The organism is uncultured Roseibium sp., from assembly GCF_963675095.2.
GTDB lineage: Bacteria > Pseudomonadota > Alphaproteobacteria > Rhizobiales > Stappiaceae > Roseibium.
The window spans coordinates 76,696-95,155 of record NZ_CAXXSJ010000061.1; the positions used below are offsets into that span (position 1 = coordinate 76,696).

At 61.0% G+C, this 18,460-nt stretch carries 16 protein-coding genes and 3 pseudogenes; 6 read left to right on the top strand and 13 right to left on the bottom strand.

Annotation, left to right across the window (positions count from 1 at the left end; genetic code table 11):
* Position 1: 1 nt before the first annotated feature.
* The 7 genes from nusB to ABIN98_RS24290 all read right to left on the bottom strand — a co-directional run bounded on the left by nusB (position 2) and on the right by ABIN98_RS24290 (position 5,152).
* Positions 2-532 carry a transcription antitermination factor NusB gene (nusB, locus tag ABIN98_RS24260; RefSeq protein ID WP_346914003.1) on the bottom strand — a complete coding sequence of 177 codons (531 nt, stop codon included), beginning with the start codon at positions 530-532 and terminating at the stop codon, positions 2-4.
* 3 nt (positions 533-535) lie between these two features.
* On the bottom strand, positions 536-985 hold the full coding sequence (ribH, locus tag ABIN98_RS24265; RefSeq protein WP_346914005.1) for a 6,7-dimethyl-8-ribityllumazine synthase: 450 nt from the start codon (positions 983-985) through the stop codon (positions 536-538).
* A 134-nt stretch (positions 986-1,119) separates the two neighbouring features.
* The gene (locus ABIN98_RS24270; RefSeq protein WP_346914007.1) at positions 1,120-1,731 is read right to left on the bottom strand and encodes a riboflavin synthase; all 612 of its coding nucleotides are present in this window, start codon (positions 1,729-1,731) and stop codon (positions 1,120-1,122) included.
* A gap of 17 nt (positions 1,732-1,748) precedes the next feature.
* Entirely contained in the window at positions 1,749-2,876 is a 1,128-nt protein-coding gene (ribD, locus tag ABIN98_RS24275) for a bifunctional diaminohydroxyphosphoribosylaminopyrimidine deaminase/5-amino-6-(5-phosphoribosylamino)uracil reductase RibD (protein ID WP_346914009.1), read from the bottom strand.
* Between the two features lie 46 nt (positions 2,877-2,922).
* On the bottom strand, positions 2,923-3,399 hold the full coding sequence (gene nrdR / locus ABIN98_RS24280) for a transcriptional regulator NrdR (RefSeq protein ID WP_346914011.1): 477 nt from the start codon (positions 3,397-3,399) through the stop codon (positions 2,923-2,925).
* Between the two features lie 43 nt (positions 3,400-3,442).
* Positions 3,443-4,750 (bottom strand): serine hydroxymethyltransferase, encoded by a 1,308-nt coding sequence (gene glyA / locus ABIN98_RS24285; RefSeq protein WP_346914013.1) that lies wholly within the window; start codon positions 4,748-4,750, stop codon positions 3,443-3,445.
* A 201-nt stretch (positions 4,751-4,951) separates the two neighbouring features.
* Positions 4,952-5,152, bottom strand: a complete 201-nt coding sequence (locus ABIN98_RS24290) for a DUF6898 family protein (protein WP_346914015.1) — start codon at positions 5,150-5,152, stop codon at positions 4,952-4,954.
* 253 nt (positions 5,153-5,405) lie between these two features.
* Between ABIN98_RS24290 and ABIN98_RS24295 the strand changes: the two genes are divergently transcribed.
* Complete coding sequence (locus ABIN98_RS24295; protein ID WP_346914017.1) at positions 5,406-6,320, top strand: IS110 family transposase; 915 nt, start codon at positions 5,406-5,408, stop codon at positions 6,318-6,320.
* A 161-nt stretch (positions 6,321-6,481) separates the two neighbouring features.
* Here the strand turns inward: ABIN98_RS24295 and ABIN98_RS24300 are convergent.
* The 6 genes and pseudogenes from ABIN98_RS24300 to ABIN98_RS24325 all read right to left on the bottom strand — a co-directional run bounded on the left by ABIN98_RS24300 (position 6,482) and on the right by ABIN98_RS24325 (position 12,544).
* Positions 6,482-7,730, bottom strand: a pseudogene (locus ABIN98_RS24300) (murein L,D-transpeptidase).
* Between the two features lie 482 nt (positions 7,731-8,212).
* A pseudogene (gene ldtR / locus ABIN98_RS24305) lies at positions 8,213-8,696 on the bottom strand (transcriptional regulator LdtR).
* Between the two features lie 191 nt (positions 8,697-8,887).
* Positions 8,888-9,782, bottom strand: a pseudogene (gene mmsB / locus ABIN98_RS24310) (3-hydroxyisobutyrate dehydrogenase).
* Positions 9,783-9,970: 188 nt separating this feature from the next.
* Entirely contained in the window at positions 9,971-10,327 is a 357-nt protein-coding gene (locus ABIN98_RS24315) for a DUF6163 family protein (RefSeq protein WP_346914019.1), read from the bottom strand.
* Positions 10,328-10,351: 24 nt separating this feature from the next.
* The gene (locus ABIN98_RS24320) at positions 10,352-11,383 is read right to left on the bottom strand and encodes an enoyl-CoA hydratase/isomerase family protein (protein ID WP_346914021.1); all 1,032 of its coding nucleotides are present in this window, start codon (positions 11,381-11,383) and stop codon (positions 10,352-10,354) included.
* 21 nt (positions 11,384-11,404) lie between these two features.
* Entirely contained in the window at positions 11,405-12,544 is a 1,140-nt protein-coding gene (locus tag ABIN98_RS24325; protein ID WP_346914023.1) for an acyl-CoA dehydrogenase family protein, read from the bottom strand.
* A 275-nt stretch (positions 12,545-12,819) separates the two neighbouring features.
* On the opposite strand from ABIN98_RS24325, the gene hemB reads away from it, so the two are divergent.
* The 5 genes from hemB to ABIN98_RS24350 all read left to right on the top strand — a co-directional run bounded on the left by hemB (position 12,820) and on the right by ABIN98_RS24350 (position 18,452).
* On the top strand, positions 12,820-13,815 hold the full coding sequence (gene hemB / locus ABIN98_RS24330; protein WP_394701603.1) for a porphobilinogen synthase: 996 nt from the start codon (positions 12,820-12,822) through the stop codon (positions 13,813-13,815).
* Positions 13,812-15,077 (top strand): threonine ammonia-lyase, encoded by a 1,266-nt coding sequence (locus ABIN98_RS24335; RefSeq protein WP_346914027.1) that lies wholly within the window; start codon positions 13,812-13,814, stop codon positions 15,075-15,077. The genes hemB and ABIN98_RS24335 overlap by 4 nt, the downstream gene beginning before the upstream one ends.
* Before the next feature lie 83 nt (positions 15,078-15,160).
* Positions 15,161-15,655 (top strand): RDD family protein, encoded by a 495-nt coding sequence (locus tag ABIN98_RS24340; RefSeq protein WP_346914029.1) that lies wholly within the window; start codon positions 15,161-15,163, stop codon positions 15,653-15,655.
* A 162-nt stretch (positions 15,656-15,817) separates the two neighbouring features.
* Positions 15,818-17,653: an SLC13 family permease gene (locus ABIN98_RS24345; protein WP_346914031.1), complete on the top strand. Its 1,836-nt coding sequence runs from the start codon at positions 15,818-15,820 to the stop codon at positions 17,651-17,653.
* Between the two features lie 40 nt (positions 17,654-17,693).
* Entirely contained in the window at positions 17,694-18,452 is a 759-nt protein-coding gene (locus tag ABIN98_RS24350) for an arginyltransferase (RefSeq protein WP_346914033.1), read from the top strand.
* Positions 18,453-18,460 lie beyond the last annotated feature (8 nt).

Genomic DNA, 18,460 nt, shown 5'->3' on the forward strand with positions numbered 1-18,460 from the left:
GTCAGGCCTCGCTGCCGCCGGCCTTCGGCGCATCGAATTCCGCCTTGCGCAGATCATGTGCCAGCCGGTCGAGAACACCGTTCACTAGCCCCGGCTCGTCATCCTCGAAAAAGGCTTTCGCCACATCGATATATTCGGAGATGATCACGCGCGCTGGTACATCCTTGCGCCGCAGCAGCTCGTAGGACCCGCTGCGCAGGATCGCCCTGAGCAGGCTGTCGATCCGCTTCAGCGGCCAGTCTTCGGCAAGCGCTGTGTGAATGAAGGGATCCAGGAACTTCTGGTCTTCAACCACGCCTTTAACGATGTCCTTGAACCACTGTTCATCCGCTTCACGGTACTGCTCGCCGTCCAGTTCCTTGCCGAGCCGGAAGGTCGTGAATTCGCTGATCACATCGGCCAGCGACACTTCGCCGACGTCCATCTGGTAGAGAGCCTGCACGGCTCCCAGACGCGCCGCGCCGCGCTTGTTTGCAGGACGGTTCGTTTTCGCAGTCGGTTGCGGCTTCGGTTGATCGACCTTGTCGGTCATCGGTTAAACTCCAAGCCTTTCGCGCAGGGCGATCATCGCGAGAGCTGCTTCCGCCGCCGATCCGCCCTTGTTCTTCTGGTCCACCTTTGCCCGGGCCCAGGCCTGTTCGGCGTTTTCAACAGTCAGAATAGCATTGCCGACGGCCAGGTCCGCATCGACGATCAGGTCCATGATGACCCGCGCCGATTCATTGGCGACAATGTCGTAATGCGAGGTTTCGCCGCGAATGACGCAGCCGAGCAGCACGAAGCCGTCGTAAAACGTGCCCTCTCCTTCCATCGCCGTCAGGGCCATGGAAAGGGCTGCCGGAATTTCCAGAACGCCGGGAACGGAAATCCGATCATACTGGGCACCGGCGGCCTCGATCGCCTGAATCGCGCCTTCGGCAAGGGCGTCAGCGATTTCATCGTAGAAACGGGCTTCGATAATCAGCAGTTTCGGATTTGAGCTCATGGATCCATTCATTTGTCTTGAGGGTCGCGACAGGAACCATGTCTGCCTCGATTTGTCCACCCCGATATGTCCCTGCAGCCATCGCTTGGCAAGAACGTTTCGGCGATACCGTTACATAAGACTTTGCGGCGCTGTTATGACGGCCTGGCATATTCCGCAAGGCGCGCAGCATATCGCGCCATCATGTCGACTTCCAGATTGACGAAATCGCCCTCCTTCCGCTCGCTCCATGTGGTGACGGAGAGCGTATGCGGGATCAGGAACACCGAGAACAACCGACCGTCGACTTCGTTCACCGTCAGCGACGTGCCGTCCAGGGCAACGGAGCCTTTCCGGGCAATGTAGGGCGCGAACTCCTCCGGCGCCTCGAACTGAAAATAGACCGAGTCGTCATGGTCTTCCCGCTTGACGATCCTTGCCCGTCCGTCGACGTGACCTAGAACCAGATGACCGCCGAGCTCGTCCCCGATGGCAAGCGAGCGCTCCAGATTGAGCTTCATTCCGGCCGCCCAGTCCGAGGCGGTGGTCAGTGCCAGTGTTTCGGACGCCGATTCCACCTCGAACCAGTTGCCTTGCCCGTCCGTCCCCTTGGCCGTCACCGTATGGCACGGGCCGCCGCAGGCAATCGATGCGCCGATGTCGATGCCATCCGGATCATATGCCGTGCGAATCCGGGTCCGGATGCCGGCCGGGATCTTGGTGACGCTCAGGATCTCGCCGAGATCGGTAACGATTCCAGTAAACATGTCAGGCTTCCCGTCGTTCAGGCTTCCCGCCTGCTCAGATAGATATACCGGTCATCTTCGAGATAACCGGCACCGACCCGTGCGAACCTGGGGTCTTTCAGGACCGTTTCAAGATCCCGGCCGGAGAGCGCCGGGATGCCGCCCTCGCCCACGTCCACCGCGCCGGTCACGACACACAGGTCATCGACAAGGTCCGCGTCCAGGAACGCATTCGCGATCCGCGACCCGCCTTCCACCATCAGCCGGGTGATGCCCCGGGCACTCAGCGCGCTGACGACGACCGACGGGTGGATACGGCCGTCATCGATCGGAACGCGGATCACCAGCACGCCGGCATCGGCAAGCTCTCTCAGATGATCCGGATCGGCGCCATTGCCGCAGATCAGCCAGACCGGGACATCGGCAGCGGTCTTCACCAGCTTCGACTTGAGCGGCAATTGGGCCCTGGCATCGACGATCACCCGGACCGGAGAGCGCTCGGCCATGCCCGGCAGCCGGCAGGTCAGCTGCGGATCGTCGGCAAGGGCAGTCCCGATCCCGACCAGGATCGCATCATAGGTCGCCCTGTATCCATGAACCATGCGCATGGACAGTTCGCCGGAAATCCGCACCTGTCCCGCCCCTTCCCGGCCGATGAAACCGTCCCGCGACACGGCGAGCTTCAGGAACACATGCGGCCGCTGCCGCGTGATCCGCAGGGTGAAGCCGTGGTACAACCGCTGGCAGGCTTCCTCGTGGACGCCGACCACGACCTCCACTCCGGCTTCCTGCAGCATCCTGACCCCGCGCCCGGCTACACGCGGGTTCGGATCGAGCATGCCGATGACGACCCGCTTGATGCCTGCCTCGACAAGGGCCAGCGAGCACGGCGGTGTCCGACCGTAATGCGAACACGGCTCCAGCGTCACGTAACAGGTCGCACCGCGCGCCTTGTCGCCGGCGCTTCTGAGCGCATTGACCTCCGCATGAGGCCCGCCCGGCTTCGACGTCCGACCCCGGCCGACAAGCACCGGAACCCCGCGCTCGTTTTCGGCAACGATCAGCGCTGCGACCGGCGGGTTCGGCCAGACCACGCCCAGCCCCCGGCGCGCATAACGCTCGGCGGCAGCCATGTATTTGAGGTCGAGGTTGGTCGCCGATGGCATGAAACGGACTGCTTTACTTCTGGTTCTGCGGAAAATCCGGCCCCGATCAGTTCTCGTCGAGCATCTGCTGCTCCGGACCGCTCAATTCGTCCAGAAGCGCCTCGAAGTCCTTGGCTTCGCGGAAGTTCTTGTAGACGGAGGCGAAGCGGACATAGGCCACGTCATCGATGCCCTTGAGGCCTTCCATGACGTGATTGCCGATGGTTTCCGCAGTAATATCGCTTTCCCCGGAGCTTTCCAGCTGCCGGACGATGCCGCTCACCATCCGCTCGATCCGTTCCGGCTCGACCGGGCGCTTGCGCACCGCGATCTGCACCGAGCGCATCAGCTTTTCCCGGTCGAAGGGAACCCGCCGGCCCGACCGCTTCAGGACCATGAGTTCGCGCAGTTGGACCCGCTCGAACGTGGTGAACCGGCCGGCGCAGGTGTTGCATACCCGGCGCCGGCGAATGGCCGTATTATCCTCGGTCGGACGGGAATCCTTGACCTGGGTTTCGTCACCCCCGCAATAGGGACACCGCATTTTCGAAAGCTCCCTGCCGGTTCAACCGGCCCTCATGATGGCCTCAGTAAATCGGGAACCGGGCCGTCAGAGCCTCGACCTTCGCCTTGACCGCCGCTTCAACCGCCGCATTACCCTCTTCGCTGTTGGCCGCCTTCAGGCCGTCAAGCACTTCGGTGATCAGCAGGCCGATCTCGCGGAACTCGGCGACACCGAAACCACGGGTGGTACCGGCTGGCGTACCCAGACGGACACCGGAGGTCACGAACGGCTTTTCCGGATCGAACGGGATACCGTTCTTGTTGCAGGTGATGTTCGCCCGGCCGAGCGAGGCTTCGGCCTTCTTGCCGGTCGCGTTCTTCGGACGCAAATCGACCAGCATCAGATGGTTATCCGTGCCGCCGGATACAATATCCAGCCCCTGCTCCTGCAGGGTCGCAGCCAGGGCCTTTGCGTTGTCGACCACGCTCTTCGCATAGGTCTTGAATTCCGGCTGCAGCGCTTCGCCGAAAGCCACTGCCTTCGCGGCGATCACATGCATCAGCGGACCGCCCTGAAGACCCGGGAAAACCGCGGAATTGATCTTCTTGGCGATGTCCTCGTCATTGCTGAGGATCATGCCGCCGCGCGGACCGCGCAGGGACTTGTGGGTGGTGGTGGTACACACATGGGCATGCGGGATCGGCGACGGATGCACGCCGCCGGCCACAAGACCGGCGATGTGGGCCATGTCGACCATCAGGTAGGCACCGATGGAATCGGCGATTTCCCGGAACCGCTTCCAGTCCCAGATCCGCGAATAGGCTGTTCCGCCGGCCAGGATCAGTTTCGGTTTGTGTTCCTGCGCCTGCCGCTCGATCTCGTCCATATCGAGCAGGTGATCGTCCTTGCGAACGCCGTAGGAAACCACGTTGAACCACTTGCCGGACATGTTGACCGGAGAGCCGTGGGTCAGGTGACCGCCGGAATTGAGGTCGAGACCCATGAAGGTATCGCCCGGCTGCAGCAGTGCCAGGAACACCGCCTGGTTCATCTGGCTGCCGGAATTTGGCTGGACGTTGGCGAAGTTGCAGCCGAACAGCTGCTTGGCGCGTTCAATGGCAAGGGACTCGGCCACGTCCACGAATTGGCAGCCGCCGTAGTAGCGCTTGCCCGGATAGCCTTCCGCATACTTGTTGGTCATGATCGAGCCCTGGGCCTCCAGGACCGCACGGGAAACGATGTTCTCCGAAGCGATCAGCTCGATTTCGTGCCTCTGCCGGCCAAGTTCGTTCTCGATGGCGCCGAAAATATCCGGGTCGGTCTCTGCAAGGCTGCGGGTAAAGAATGCCGAATGGGAAGACTGGCCGGCCGCGGAATCTGTCAAGGACATCGCACCATCCTTTTCTGGTAGAATTCTGATTGCCGGATCTCTCTCCGGCCCCGGTCCGTTCGCCACTGTTGAGGCCTCACGTTCCGTGCAGGCGTGGAACTAGCATAGGGACCGGCACGAACCAAGGGCTACTGCGACGCCAAGTTTCACAAAACTGACACCGGGCCGGTCCAACAACAGAAATTTGGGTCCCGAGAGGTATCAGGCGCCGTTTTCCTGCTCCAGGCGCCTCTGCAGCTTGCGCACGGCAATACGCTTCAAATCTTCCTGAGATGCGGTAATCGGGCCGAAGACGACGACCTCTACCCCTGTATCCGCATGAATGGCGGTCATCTTGACCTGCCGTCCGATCTGCTGGATTTCAAGATAGATTTCGCCGGAAGGCGGCGCATCGCGACTCATCTGCTTCTCTCCATAAGCCTTCCCGCATTTATCACACTCCCGCGCCGTCATTCCAGACAAGTGAGGCGCTGCCGAACGCTGATCTGGAATCCTGTGTGTCGGAATTGTGCTTAGGTGTGTCCGGGCGGGAGGCCGTTGGAATCCTGGTCTTGTAAGACCGTTTACTGGCTTGGCCCCCGCCCGTTCCACATACCCAACCTGAACAGTTGATAGAGGCCGTTGGCGCGGACCTCGTAGCACAGGGATAGGCACAATGACTTTACACCCTGACGTTATTGGATGCGACGTTTCTAAAGCGCATCTGGATTTGTTCGACACCGGCAGGTCCCTTCGGATCGGCAATACGGTCACTGACATTGCGGGATGGCTCAGCCAGTTGAATGGACGCACGCCCTTCTTCGTTCTGGAGGCGACCGGGCGCTACGACAGAGTTCTGACCAAGGCTCTGGAGGTTCACGGCATCGGCTATGCCAGGGTCAATCCGGCTCGAGCACGTGCCTTTGCGACAGCCACCGGACATCTGGCCAAGACGGACCGTATCGATGCGCGCATGCTTGCCCGTTTAGGCCAAAGCCTTGCCCCAGAAGCCACTTTGCCCAGAGATCCGGCCCGCCTCCGCCTTGAAGCCGTCCATCGGCGGCGCGGTCAGTTGGTCTCCGTCCGGCAAAAGGACAAACAGCGTCTCAGTGAGGCCACTGCAGATGAACGGGACAGCTTGAAGCGACATATCGCCTGGCTGGACCGGGAGATCGCACGTCTGGAAGAAAAGATGCGAGCACTTCTGCACAACAGCGCAGTCCTTGCCCGTCAGGAAAAGCTCCTGCGCTCTGTTCCGGGCATCGGTCCGGTAACCGCTGTGACCTTGATGACCCTCTTGCCCGAGCTCGGCACCCGACCGGCCAAATCACTGGCCGCACTCGCTGGACTTGCCCCTTTCAACGCCGATACCGGGCGCTTCTGCGGTAAACGCTCAATCCGCGGGGGACGCAAACCGGTGCGGGATGCCCTTTACATGGCGGCTGTGACCGCTTCCCGCTCAAGCTCAAGGTTCAAGGCCTTCGCTGACACTCTTGAAAATCGCGGAAAGCCTTTCAAAATAGCGGTTGCCAGAAAGCTGCTGACAACCGCGAACGCAGTTATTCGTGATGAAGTGCCGTTCACTCCGTGAAACACAGTTGCCAGATGTCAGCGCGAGCATTTGCGAGCCCTACTTACAAAAGGAAAAGAGAAAAGGCGCGCCTTCGGCGCGACTGATTTCTGGATTCCAGATCAGCACGCAGCTTTGCTGCGCTTGTCTGGAATGACGAAACAGCAAGATAAGAAGGCTGGTTACAGACGAGCTTGCGCATCGCCGATACCTTCGCCGGTCGAACCGTAGAGGTCGTCCCGGTTATAGATATCTTCGCGAAAATGAACCACGCCTTCCGCGTTGGCCCAGGCCGTGATGTAGGTCAGGTAGAGCGGGATCTTCCTCTTCAGCTTCACGTCTTCACGCTCGCCGACCCGGATAACCTGATCGACCTTGGACCGGTTCCAGTCCGGCGTGGTCGACTGCAGCAGCCAGGTCACGAGTTCGCGCACGTTCTGAACGCGGACACAGCCTGAGGAATGGAAGCGGTAATCGGAACCGAAAAGAGTCTTCGACGGCGTATCGTGCAGATAGACTTGGTGTTTGTTGTGGAAGTTGATCCGGACATGGCCGAGCGAATTCTCCGCGCCCGGTTCCTGACGAAACTGGTACTGGGTCGCTTCTTCGGTGTTCCAGTCGATCTGCTGCCAGGCCAGTTCATTGTCCTTCCAGTCGAAGATCCGGATCTTGTTCCGGGCCAGATATTCCGGGTCTTCCTTCATCTTCGGGATCAGGTCCTTACGGATGATGGACACCGGAACGGTCCAGTACGGATTAAAGTTGAGCTCGTAGATCTCGCTGTTCAGGATCGGCGTCTGCCGATCGATCTTGCCGACGACGGCGGTATGGCGCGAACGCACGCGGCCGTTTTCGACCGCTTCGATTTCGGCTGCCGGAATATTGACCATTACGTAGCGGTCGCCAAGGAAGCCCGACATGGAGCGCAGGCGCACCAGATTGGTTTCAAGCTGGCGCAGTCGGACATCCGCCGGAACGTTGAGCGCGACAATGGTGGATTCGCCCAGAACACCGTCGGCCAGAAGCCCGTGGCGAAGCTGGAACCGGCGCAGAGCGGCATCCACGTAGGAATCAAAGGTGTCGGACATGCCTGCCTTCTGTTCCAGGTCGTCAGAAGCGATCAGGCGGCGGCGAAGTTCAACGACGCGCGCATCCCGCGCGCCGATCCGCAGCGTCTTGCCACTGGACACGCGGCCCCACCCGCCCTGCTGGACGATACGGGAATAGCGATCGATCGCCACCCGCGATATAGTCTGCCGTTTGCGGCGACAGGGTCGGCTCGGCGCTGTCGAGGGAATTGAGGCTTTCCATGGTGGCCTGGAACCGGTCCTGCCATTCCAGCGACTGATTCTGATGACGAACGGCATCAAGCGGGCTTTGCGCCACGGCAGCCGTATTGAAGGCTGCGAACGACAAGGCGAGCAGCCCCATAGGCTGCCGCCGGCCGCTTTGCCGCCTTTAACATGAAACCGCGGGCGTTCCCGAAGGATGCAGTCATTACCAACCCCATTATGTCACTGTGATCTCAAATACGGTCTTTCGTATCGCCTGGACCGGATCTCGTCATTTCACACCTGAACCGGTGCATTAGCCAAAACCCAAGGCCAATTTATGGCCATCATGATTAACAAATTACAGGTTTTGGCCCCGATCAACGGCCTGCGCTCTCCGGAATTCACATTTCGAAGTCGAAAAATAAGTCTCGCTATCGACTGAAAAAGGCAAATCCTGGCGCGATTTCCTGTATTGCACATACGCATCCCATTGTGTCCAGAACATGTCGCTCGGCGGCACTTACAGCGACTTGAACATTTCGTGAGGTCTTCTTCTGCCCATTGGGCGACACAAACAGGAAAACGCCGCCCCGGCGAACCGGGAGCGGCGTTTGAAAGAGCATTTGGCGTTGGAGCCGCTCAGAGCCGATAGAGGATCTGATCGGTCCAGAAACGCTCCAGCCTGCGCAGGGATTTGTTCAGGGTAACGAAATCCTCGGTACCGATTTCCCCCGACCTGCTCGACGGAAAGAACGTGGCGTTCGTAAAGGTCGTTCACGATGCGCGCGACTTCCTGTCCCTTTTCCGTCAGGCTGACACGAACCGAGCGGCGGTCCATGCGGGAGCGCTGATGGTGAATATAGCCGGTTTCAACCAGTTTCTTCAGGTTGTAGGACACGTTCGAGCCGAGATAGTAGCCTCGGGTTCTCAACTCGCCTGCGGTCAGTTCGGCGTCGCCGATATTGAACAGAAGCAGAGCTTGCACGCTGTTCACATCGGACCGGCCCATGCGATCGAACTCGTCCTTGATGACATCAAGCAGTCGTCTGTGCAGCCGCTCAACAAGGGTCAGGGCTTCAAGATAAAGCGGCTTGATTTCCGCTTCATCTTCCCCCTGAACCACTGCGTCGACTGCCCTTTGTAGCCGTGATCATATGTTTGCGCCTCTTTATTCATTACCTGTCGCGAGGTGGATATTTTTCCCACCTTGTAAACAAAGTTACAGCAGCGCTTCTAAAATCCGCTTAAGAGACACACTGAATCGTCCGTTAATTATTTAAGGTCGATTCTCAACACCTTGAAAGTTTTGATTAATCATGATCCACGCAGGTATTTGACGATGGCCGAGAAGTCCTGCGCCTCGCCACCGGAATTGCAGAACATATTATAAAGCGCGGACGCCTCCGCACCGAGAGGTGTGGACGCCCCGGAGGTGCTGGCCGCCTCCTGCGCCAGCTTCAGGTCCTTGAGCATCATCGCGGCCGCAAAGCCCGGCTGGTAGTCCCGGTTCGCCGGCGAGCTCGGCAATGGCCCCGGCACCGGACAATAGGAGGTCAGCGCCCAGCACTGGCCGGAGGCGGTGGAGGAAATGTCGAACAACTTCTGCGCATCGAGGCCGAGCCGCTCGGCGAGAACGAATGCCTCGCTGACCGCGATCATGGAAATGCCCAGCACCATGTTGTTGCAGATCTTGGCGGCCTGCCCGGTTCCGGAGTCGCCGGCATGGACGATGGTCTTGCCCATGATGTCCAGATAGGGCCTGGCCTGTTCGTAGGCTGCCGCGGGCCCCGCCGACCATAAAGGTCAGGGTTCCGGCCGTGGCGCCACCGACGCCGCCGGACACCGGCGCGTCGACCATCGGCATGTCCCGTTCGGCTGCGGCCGCGGCGACGGCGCGCGCGCGCTTTCCACGTCGATGGTCGAGGAATCGATCATCAGCGTCCCCGGCTTGGCGTTTTCGAAAATACCGCCTTCGTCCATATAGACCTGGCGCACATGGGCACCGGCCGGAAGCATGGTGACGATGACGTCACTGGCCGCCGCGAGCTCCGGGGACGCTTTTTATGCAAGTGCCGCCCGCATCCTCAAAGGCCGCAAGCGCGCCTTCCGACAGATCGAAACCCAGGACGTCATGCCCGGCCTTCATCAGGTTGACCGCCATCGGCCCGCCCATATTGCCCAGGCCGATAAATCCGATCTTACTTGTCATGACAACTCCTCCCGACTTGTCCCGCTGCCGGACCGCGCTTTCGCTTCCGGCATATCCGTGTTGCTGTTGAAATAAGTGATCCTGCGTCCCCGACAGCCTGTGATGGCCCGGTCCTTGGTCCGCACAGGGCTAACGCGCGCGATTTTCCCGCTCCATCAGGTAGGTCAGAAGCAGATATCCCGCGATCGTCAGAAGATAGAATGCGATCTCGTAGGGTCGGGCGGCCGTAGATATCGGAAAACAGGGTGTGCATCACGATCTGGCTGCCCGGCGCGAAACAGCCACATGACCGTGCCCCAGGAGACCGCCAGCCACAGCCCGATCGCCGCCACCAGATCAAGCACGCCGAAGAAGACCGTCGCCGATTGCCACGCCAGCGGCATGTCCCAGAACCAGACATCGCGCCAGGGTGTGATCCCGATGATCCGCGCCCAGTGGATCAGCCCTCCCCCGAGCAACAGGACCGCAATTGCGCGCAGATACCATACCAGGATGCTGCTCCACGGCGGCCTCGAACTCATAATGGCATGAAGATTCGCGAGCATTTCGGTCCTGTCCGGTACTTATTATTAAAGAGGAAGATCCCCTGAGGCCGGTTCCTCGAAATAGGGTGCAAGCACGGTCTCGTCGATCTGGTCCAACCGGTTCGGCTGCCATTTCGGCGACTGATCCTTGTCGACCAGAAGCGCCCTTACCCCCTCAAAGAAATCATGTCCCTCGAGGATCTTCGTAACGATCCGGTATTCCAAGCGCATGCAGCCGCTAAAGTCCAGCTTTGCACCTCGTCGCATCTGTTCAAAAGCCAGATGAACGCTGGTCGGCGACTTGGAGCGGATCCCTGCCGCCACCTTCTGGCCCCATGGATCCCCGCAGGCATCGAGCCGGTTCATCACGTCCGTAACAGTCGGGGCGGAGAAAACCTCCTCGATCAAATCCGCCCTTGTCATCAGGTCGGACGGTTCCGTGTCGACATGGAAGCCAGCAAGAGCCGCATCGACGTCCGCAGCCTGCTCCAGCGCCTCCATCAGAGCCGGAAGCTTCTCGCGGGAGGTCGCGTGAGTCAGAACCCCTGTTTCCAGCGCATCCGCCTGTTTCAGGCGCCCGGCACTCAGGGCACAATAGGTTCCGGTTTCCTTTGGCATCCGCGGCAGGAACCAGGTCCCGCCTACATCCGGAAAGAAACCTATTCCCGTCTCCGGCATGGCGAACATGGTGTTCTCTGTGCCGACCCGGTGGCTGCCATGCACCGAAACACCGACACCGCCGCCCATGACGATACCGTCGATCAGCGAGATATAGGGCTTCGGATAGGACTTGATCTGGGCATTCAGCAGGTATTCATCGTGGAAAAAGTCCGCCAGACCGGTTTCGCCGGCTATTTTCGCATCATAGATGCTGCGGATATCTCCGCCGGCGCAAAAGGCTTTCTCCCCTTCCCCGCAGATGACCACGTGGCTGATCCCGTCATCGCCGGCCCAGGCCGTCAGTTGGCGGGCCATTGCCGTTACCATGCCGTGGTTCAGAGCGTTCAGGGCCTGCGGCCGGTTCAGCGTGATGAAACCCGCTGCGCCGCGCTGTTCAAACAAGATATCGTCGCTCACATCCGTCCCCGTTTCGAATGATCAGTCTTTCAAAAGATCGCGGGCAATAATCAGCCGCATGATCTCGTTGGTGCCTTCCAGGATCTGGTGCACGCGCACGTCGCGCAGGTAACGCTCGATCGGGTAGTCGCGCAGATAGCCGTAGCCGCCATGCAGCTGCAGGGCCTCGTTGACCACCTTGAAGCCGGTATCGGTCGCAAGCCGCTTGGCCATTGCGGCGGTCGTTGTCGCCGTCGGTGCCTTGGCATCCACCAGCATGGCCGCCTTGTGCAGGAAGAGCCGTGCGGCCTCCAGTTCGGTCGCCATGTCGGCGAGGCGGAACTGCAGCGCCTGGAATTCGGCGAGCGCACGGCCGAACTGCTTGCGGTCCTTCATATAGATAATGGTGCGTTCCAGGCAGGTCTGGGCGGCGCCGAGCGAACAGGCACCGATATTCAACCGGCCGCCGTCGAGCCCGGCCATGGCGATCTTGAAGCCCTCGCCTTCCGCCCCGACCCGGTTGGTCTTCGGAATTCGGCAGTCCTGGAAATTTACCTGGGCAGTCGGCTGGCTCTTCCAGCCGAGCTTGATCTCCTGGGCGCCGAAACTCAGACCGGGCGTCCCCTCTTCCACCACGACACAGCTGATGCCTTTGGGGCCGTCGCCTCCGGTGCGCACCATGACCACATAGACATCGCTGGCGCCGCCGCCGGAAATGAACGCCTTGGAGCCGTTCAGGATGTAGTGGTCGCCATCATCCGTCGCCTTCGTACGCAGGGAGGCCGCATCGGATCCTGCTCCCGGCTCGGTCAGGCAATAGCTGGCGAATTTCTTCATGGAGCAGAGGTCGGGCAGGTATTTCTGCCGCAGTTCCTCGCTGCCATAGGTATCGATCATCCAGGCAGCCATGTTGTGGATGGAAATATAGGCCGCCGTCGAGGTGCAGCCCTTGGCCAGTTCCTCGAAGATGATCGCCGCGTCCGTGCGGGTCAGACCCGAGCCGCCGACATCCTCGCGCACGTAGATGCCACCGAATCCCAGTTCCGCAGCCTTGCGCAGCGTATCGACGGGAAAGAGGCTGTTCTCGTCCCATTCCCGCGCATACGGTTCCATTTCATCGCGGGCAAAGGCTGCCGCCATGTCCTGAAAGGCGCGCTGATCTTCACTGAGGGAAAAATCCATGACCTGTCCTCCCGAGCCCTGCTGTTTACAGGTTAAAGTCTTGGCTTCCGATGTTGAATGGGACTTAGCCAGTTTTGACGTAAACGTCAATAAAACGCATTTTCATAAGCGTTTATCGTTATTTTACATCATGTTGGATCGCACCCGATCCCGTGATAGGGTCGCATGGATTCAGGCAATGTATCATGCATGCTTCCCCTGTTAGCAGGCCCCCATTACAGGATCCCAGAAAGATGTCGTCTTCCACCCGCTCCCCGTCCATCACCAGTTCCGATATGGATGAGATCCTCGGCGGCCGCCGCATGCGCCGCAACCGGCGCGCGGACTGGTCCAGGCGCCTGGTGCGGGAGACCGTCCTGACGACCAACGATCTGATCTGGCCGATCTTCGTCGTCGAGGGCGCCGGCATCCGCCAGCCCGTTCCCTCCATGCCCGGTGTGGAACGCCTGTCCGTCGACGAAGCGGTGAAGGATGCGGTCAAGGCGGAAAGCCTCGGCATTCCGGTCATCGCCCTTTTCCCCTACACCGATCCGGCCCTGCGCGATCCGACGGGCTCCGAAGCGCTCAATCCGGACAATCTGGTGTGCCAGTCCTGCCGGGCGATCAAGCAGGAGGGCCTCAATCTCGGGCTGATGACCGACGTTGCCCTAGACCCCTATACCAGCCACGGCCATGACGGCCTGATGGACGGCGAGACGATCCTCAACGACGAAACCGTCGACCAGCTCTGCCGCCAGGCGCTCAATCAGGTGGAAGCCGGCGCCGATATCATCGGCCCGTCCGACATGATGGACGGCCGCGTCGCCGCCATTCGCCAGGCCATGGACACCAACAATTTCCGCGACGTCCAGATCATGTCCTATGCGGCCAAGTACGCCTCGGCCTTCTACGGTCCGTTCCGGGACGCGGTCGGCACCAACGCCACCCTGATCGGCGACAAGCGCACCTACCAGATGGATGCGGCTAATACGGACGAAGCCATCCGCGAGGCGGAACTGGATATCGCCGAGGGCGCCGACATGATCATGGTCAAGCCGGGCATGCCCTATCTCGACATCCTGTGGCGTCTGAAGGACACGTTCCGCATGCCGACCTATGCCTATCAGGTCTCCGGCGAATTCGCGATGATCGAGGCGGCCGGCGCCAACGGCTGGATCGACCGGGACCGCGCCATGATTGAAAGCCTGATGGCCTTCAAACGGGCCGGCGCCGACGGTATCCTGACCTATTTTGCACCTCAGGTGGCCACTCTCCTGGCCCGCACGTTATGACCGCCACGCCAACCGGACCTGGCGCAATTCCGGATCCCGGTGAGGTCACCTTCGCAGGCATTCAAAAGGCGGCCAAACTGATACGGGGCGCGGTCCTGGAGACGCCTTGCCTGCCCGCTCCCGCGCTGTCAGCCCTGACCGGCGCAGAGGTTTTCGTCAAATACGAAAACATGCAGGTGACCGGCGCGTTCAAGGAGCGCGGCGCCATCGTCAAGCTGGCAAGCCTCACCGCGGATGAACGCGCCCGCGGTGTAATCGCGATGTCGGCCGGCAACCATGCCCAAGGGGTCGCCTGCCATGCAAAGCGCCTCGGCATTCCGGCAACCATCGTCATGCCGGAATCAACCCCTTTCGTGAAGATCGCCGCGACGAAAAGCTACGGTGCTGAGGTTGTGCTTGCCGGAGAGACCGTCCATGAGGCCTCGGAAGAAGCCGACCGGATCGCATCGGAACGCGGCCTCGTCTGGGTACACCCCTACGACGATCCCCGTGTGATCGAAGGTCAGGGCACCATCACTCTGGAAATGCTGGAAGCCTATCCGGACCTGGACATGCTGGTGATTCCGATCGGCGGCGGCGGGCTGATTTCGGGCAACGGTACCGCTGCCAAGGCGATCAGGCCGGACATCGAGGTGATCGGCGTCGAGACCGTGCTTTATCCCGGCATGTGGGGCGACTTCTACGGCAAGGAGGTGCGCTGTGAAGGCGCAACAATCGCCGAAGGCATCGCCGTGCGCGATGTGGGCAAGCTGACCCGGCAGATCGTCAAGAAGGTCGTCGACGACATCATTCTGGCCAAGGAAAGCACCATCGAGCGGGCGATCAACGCTTATTTGACCCGTCTGCGCACCATCGCCGAGGGTGCGGGTGCCGCAGGCCTAGCCGCCCTGATGACCGAACCGGAACGGTTTGCCGGCAAGAAGGTCGGCCTGATCCTGTGCGGCGGCAACATCGATCCCCGGCTCCTGTCCTCCATCGTGATCCGCGAACTGGCTCGGGACGGCCGTCTCGTCTCCATCCGCATCGATACGCCCGACCGGCCCGGCGTTCTGGGCGAGATCGCTACGATCATCGGCAACCTCAAGGGCAATGTGGTCGATGTCGCCCATCACCACCTGTTCCTGAATGTCCCGGCCAAAGGAACCACACTGGACGTCACCTTCGAGGCTTTCGACGCCCATCACGGCGAGGAGATCGTCGCTGCCCTGCGCGAGCGCGGCTACCGGGTCCGTCACATGGACGTGGCGGAATCGATTGAGTGAAACCCACCGGTTTCCGCGACATTTGGTTTGCGAAACCGGGCGGTCGTCCCCACATCGGTTGGAGCGGATAAGGAGACCGTCCCATGGCCACAGACATTGATTCCACCGGTTCCCGACAGGACGCCTACGATCCGGTCGCCATGCCGGACTTGTTCGATGGCATCAGAACGAAGCGCATCTTCGCCTTCTGCATCGACGCTATCGCTGTTGCCATCCTGACCTGCGTGGCCGCGGTTCTCGTCTTCATTCTCGGGATCTTCACCCTTGGCCTGGCCTGGTTTTTCTACGCCTTCCTGGCCCAGGGCGTCGCGATCCTCTACACCGCCTTCACCCTCGGCGGCCCCAATGCGGCAACGCCCGGAATGCGTGCCATGGGCCTGGAAATGCGCCTCTGGTACGGCGGCCGCCCCTACCCGCTGCTGGCCGTCATGCACCTGCTCCTGTTCTGGTTCTCCGTCGCCCTGCTGACGCCCCTCGTGCTCCTGGTGTCGCTGTTCACCGACCGCAAGCGCCTGCTACACGACCTGATCCTCGGAACGGTTGTGATGAATTCCGCTGCCCTCCAGGCACGCGGCTGATTTTGGGCCTGACGGCAGGAATCTTTTTCCAAAACGCCGACGAGAACGCATGGCTCTTTTCGCCAGATCTGTTCTTACTGCAGTCGGGGGACTTCCTATTCCCCCTGCGCGTGCTTTAGACTGGACGCCTTCGGCTTCGGCCAGGCGGCAGCAGGCAGGTGGATGGAATCAATTGACGTAGCCATGGCGCTGACCTTCGTGGTGATCGCGTCAACGGTGGTACTCTATGCTCTGGAGCGCTATTCCATCGAGGTAATCGCGCTCGGGTCCGTCGTTTCCCTCGCAGCAATATTCACGCTCTTTCCCGTCGAGACCGAGCGCGGTCCGGTAACAACCGCCGACTTTCTCGTCGGCTTTGCCAATCCCGCGCTGGTCACCATCATCTGCCTGCTGATCATCGGCCAGGGCCTGTTCCAGACCAATGCGCTGGAAAGTCCGGCCCAGGCCATCGTCCGCTGGGTGCGCGGGCGCTCGCATCTGGCGACCATTCCGGTCCTTGTCGCTGTTGGGGGCCTCAGCGCCTTTCTCAACAACACCCCCGTCGTGGTGATGTTCCTGCCGATCCTGACCGCGGTCGCGGCAACCATGGGCCAGTCTTCGTCCCGGGTGCTAATGCCGCTGTCCTTCATGGCCATCCTCGGCGGCATGACCACGCTGATCGGGTCTTCGACGAACCTGCTGGTCGTCAACTACGCTGCCCAGCATTCCGATCTGCGTCTGGGGTTCTTCAGCTTCACCCCGATCGGCCTCCTTTTGGCCGGCGCCGGTTCGATCTATGTGCTGTTTTTCATGCCGCGCCTCCTGAAGACGCGCAAGACCATGGCCGACGAACTCACCGGCGCCTCCGGCAAGCAGTTCATCGCCCAGATCGATATCACCTACGGCCACCCCCTGGTGGGCGTGACCTCCGTCGCCGGCATGTTCCCCGCCCTGAAAGACATGACGGTCCGCCTTGTGCAAAGGGGTGAGCAGCCGATCCTGCCTCCTTTCGAGAACGTCACCCTGTCGCCCGGCGATACGGTCATTGTGGCGGCAACCCGCGCGGCCCTTGCCAACGCCCTGTCCCGCCGCCAGCCACTGATGGATCCGGAAAACTCCAGCCAGACTGCGGACAACGGGGACCAGTCGTCCACGCCGCCGGGTTCCATGACCCTCGCGGAGGTCGTGGTTGCCCCCGCCTCGCGCATGATGGGGCGCACCCTGCTGCAATCGGGCTTCCACGCGGAAACCGGCTGCGTCGTCATGGGCATCCAGCGGCGCAGCCGCATGCCGCGCATGGCCATGAACAATATCCGTCTGGAGGCCGGCGATGTGCTGCTGGTGGGCGGCAGCGCTGAGCAGATCTCAAGGCTGCGCGGCAGCCGCGACGTTCTCCTGCTCGACTGGTCGACGGCGGAAGTGCCGCGCCGGCGCTACGCACCCCGCGCCCTTGCCATCTTCGCGATTGTCGTTGGCCTGTCCGCCAGCGGCCTGATCCCCATCGTTACCGCGGCCATCGCCGGCACTTTCGCCATGGTGGCCTCCGGGTGCCTGAATGTGCGCCAGGCCATGCGCGCCATCGACAGCCGGATCTTCATGCTGGTCGGCGCCTCCCTGGCCGGCGCCGTGGCGCTGGAATCATCGGGCGGCGCGACCGCGATTGCAGGCACACTCGTCACCCTGCTCAAGGGCCAATCCGCAGCAGTCATTCTGTCGGCGCTCTACCTGATCGTCATGGTGTTGACCAATTTCCTGTCCAACAATGCCGCAGCGGTTCTGTTCACACCGATTGCGATCAACATGTCGAACCAGCTCGGGCAGTCCCCCGAAGCCTTCGTTGTGTGTCTGCTGCTGGCAGCAAACAGTTCGTTCGCGACACCGGTGGGCTACCAGACCAATTTGATCGTCATGGGCCCGGGACATTACAGATTTTCCGACTTCATACGTGCCGGAACGCCGCTATCGCTTATATTATGGGTGACTTTCTCATTGGTCGCTCCATGGTATTATGGACTTTGACGGGTGAACAAGAACGCATGAAGGCCCACGGAACCGGACAGTGACAAGGCATCCCACCGAACATCCGCAGTTCTATCTGACCGCGCCCGCGCCTTGCCCCTATCTGGAAGGCCGTCAGGAGCGGAAGGTGTTTACCCACCTGATCGGCCATCACGCCACGGCGCTCAATGACGTTCTGACCCAGGGCGGCTTCCGGCGCAGCCAGAACATCGCCTATCGTCCCGCTTGCGAAAGCTGCCGTGCCTGCATCTCGGTTCGGGTAAGAGTCGATGATTTTGAGTGGACACGGTCCCTGAGGCGCCAATGGAAGCAGGGAGCCGACCTGATCGGCGCGCGCCTTCCGCCCAGTCCGTCGGCCGAACAATACGATCTGTTCCAGACCTATCTGCGTGCCCGTCACGAAAGCGGTGGCATGACGGAAATGAGCGTACTCGACTACGCTATGATGGTCGAAGACACCCATGTGGAAACCATGGTCATCGAATACAGGCGGCGCGGCCCAGACAGCTTCATAACCGGGGCTGGCGAAGGCCCCCTGCTCGGGGTGGCACTGACCGACCAGCTCGCCGACGGCCTGTCCATGGTCTATTCCTTCTTCGACCCGGACGTGCAAAGCGTGGGCCTGGGAACCTACATGATCCTCGATCACATCGAGCGTGCCCGCCGGCTGCGGCTGCCTTACGTCTATCTGGGCTATTGGGTCGAAGGATCTGAGAAGATGGCCTACAAGGCCCGCTTCAAGCCTCAGGAACACCTGGGGCCGGAAGGTTGGACCGAGCCCGACCCTCTGCTTGGGTGATCATCCCT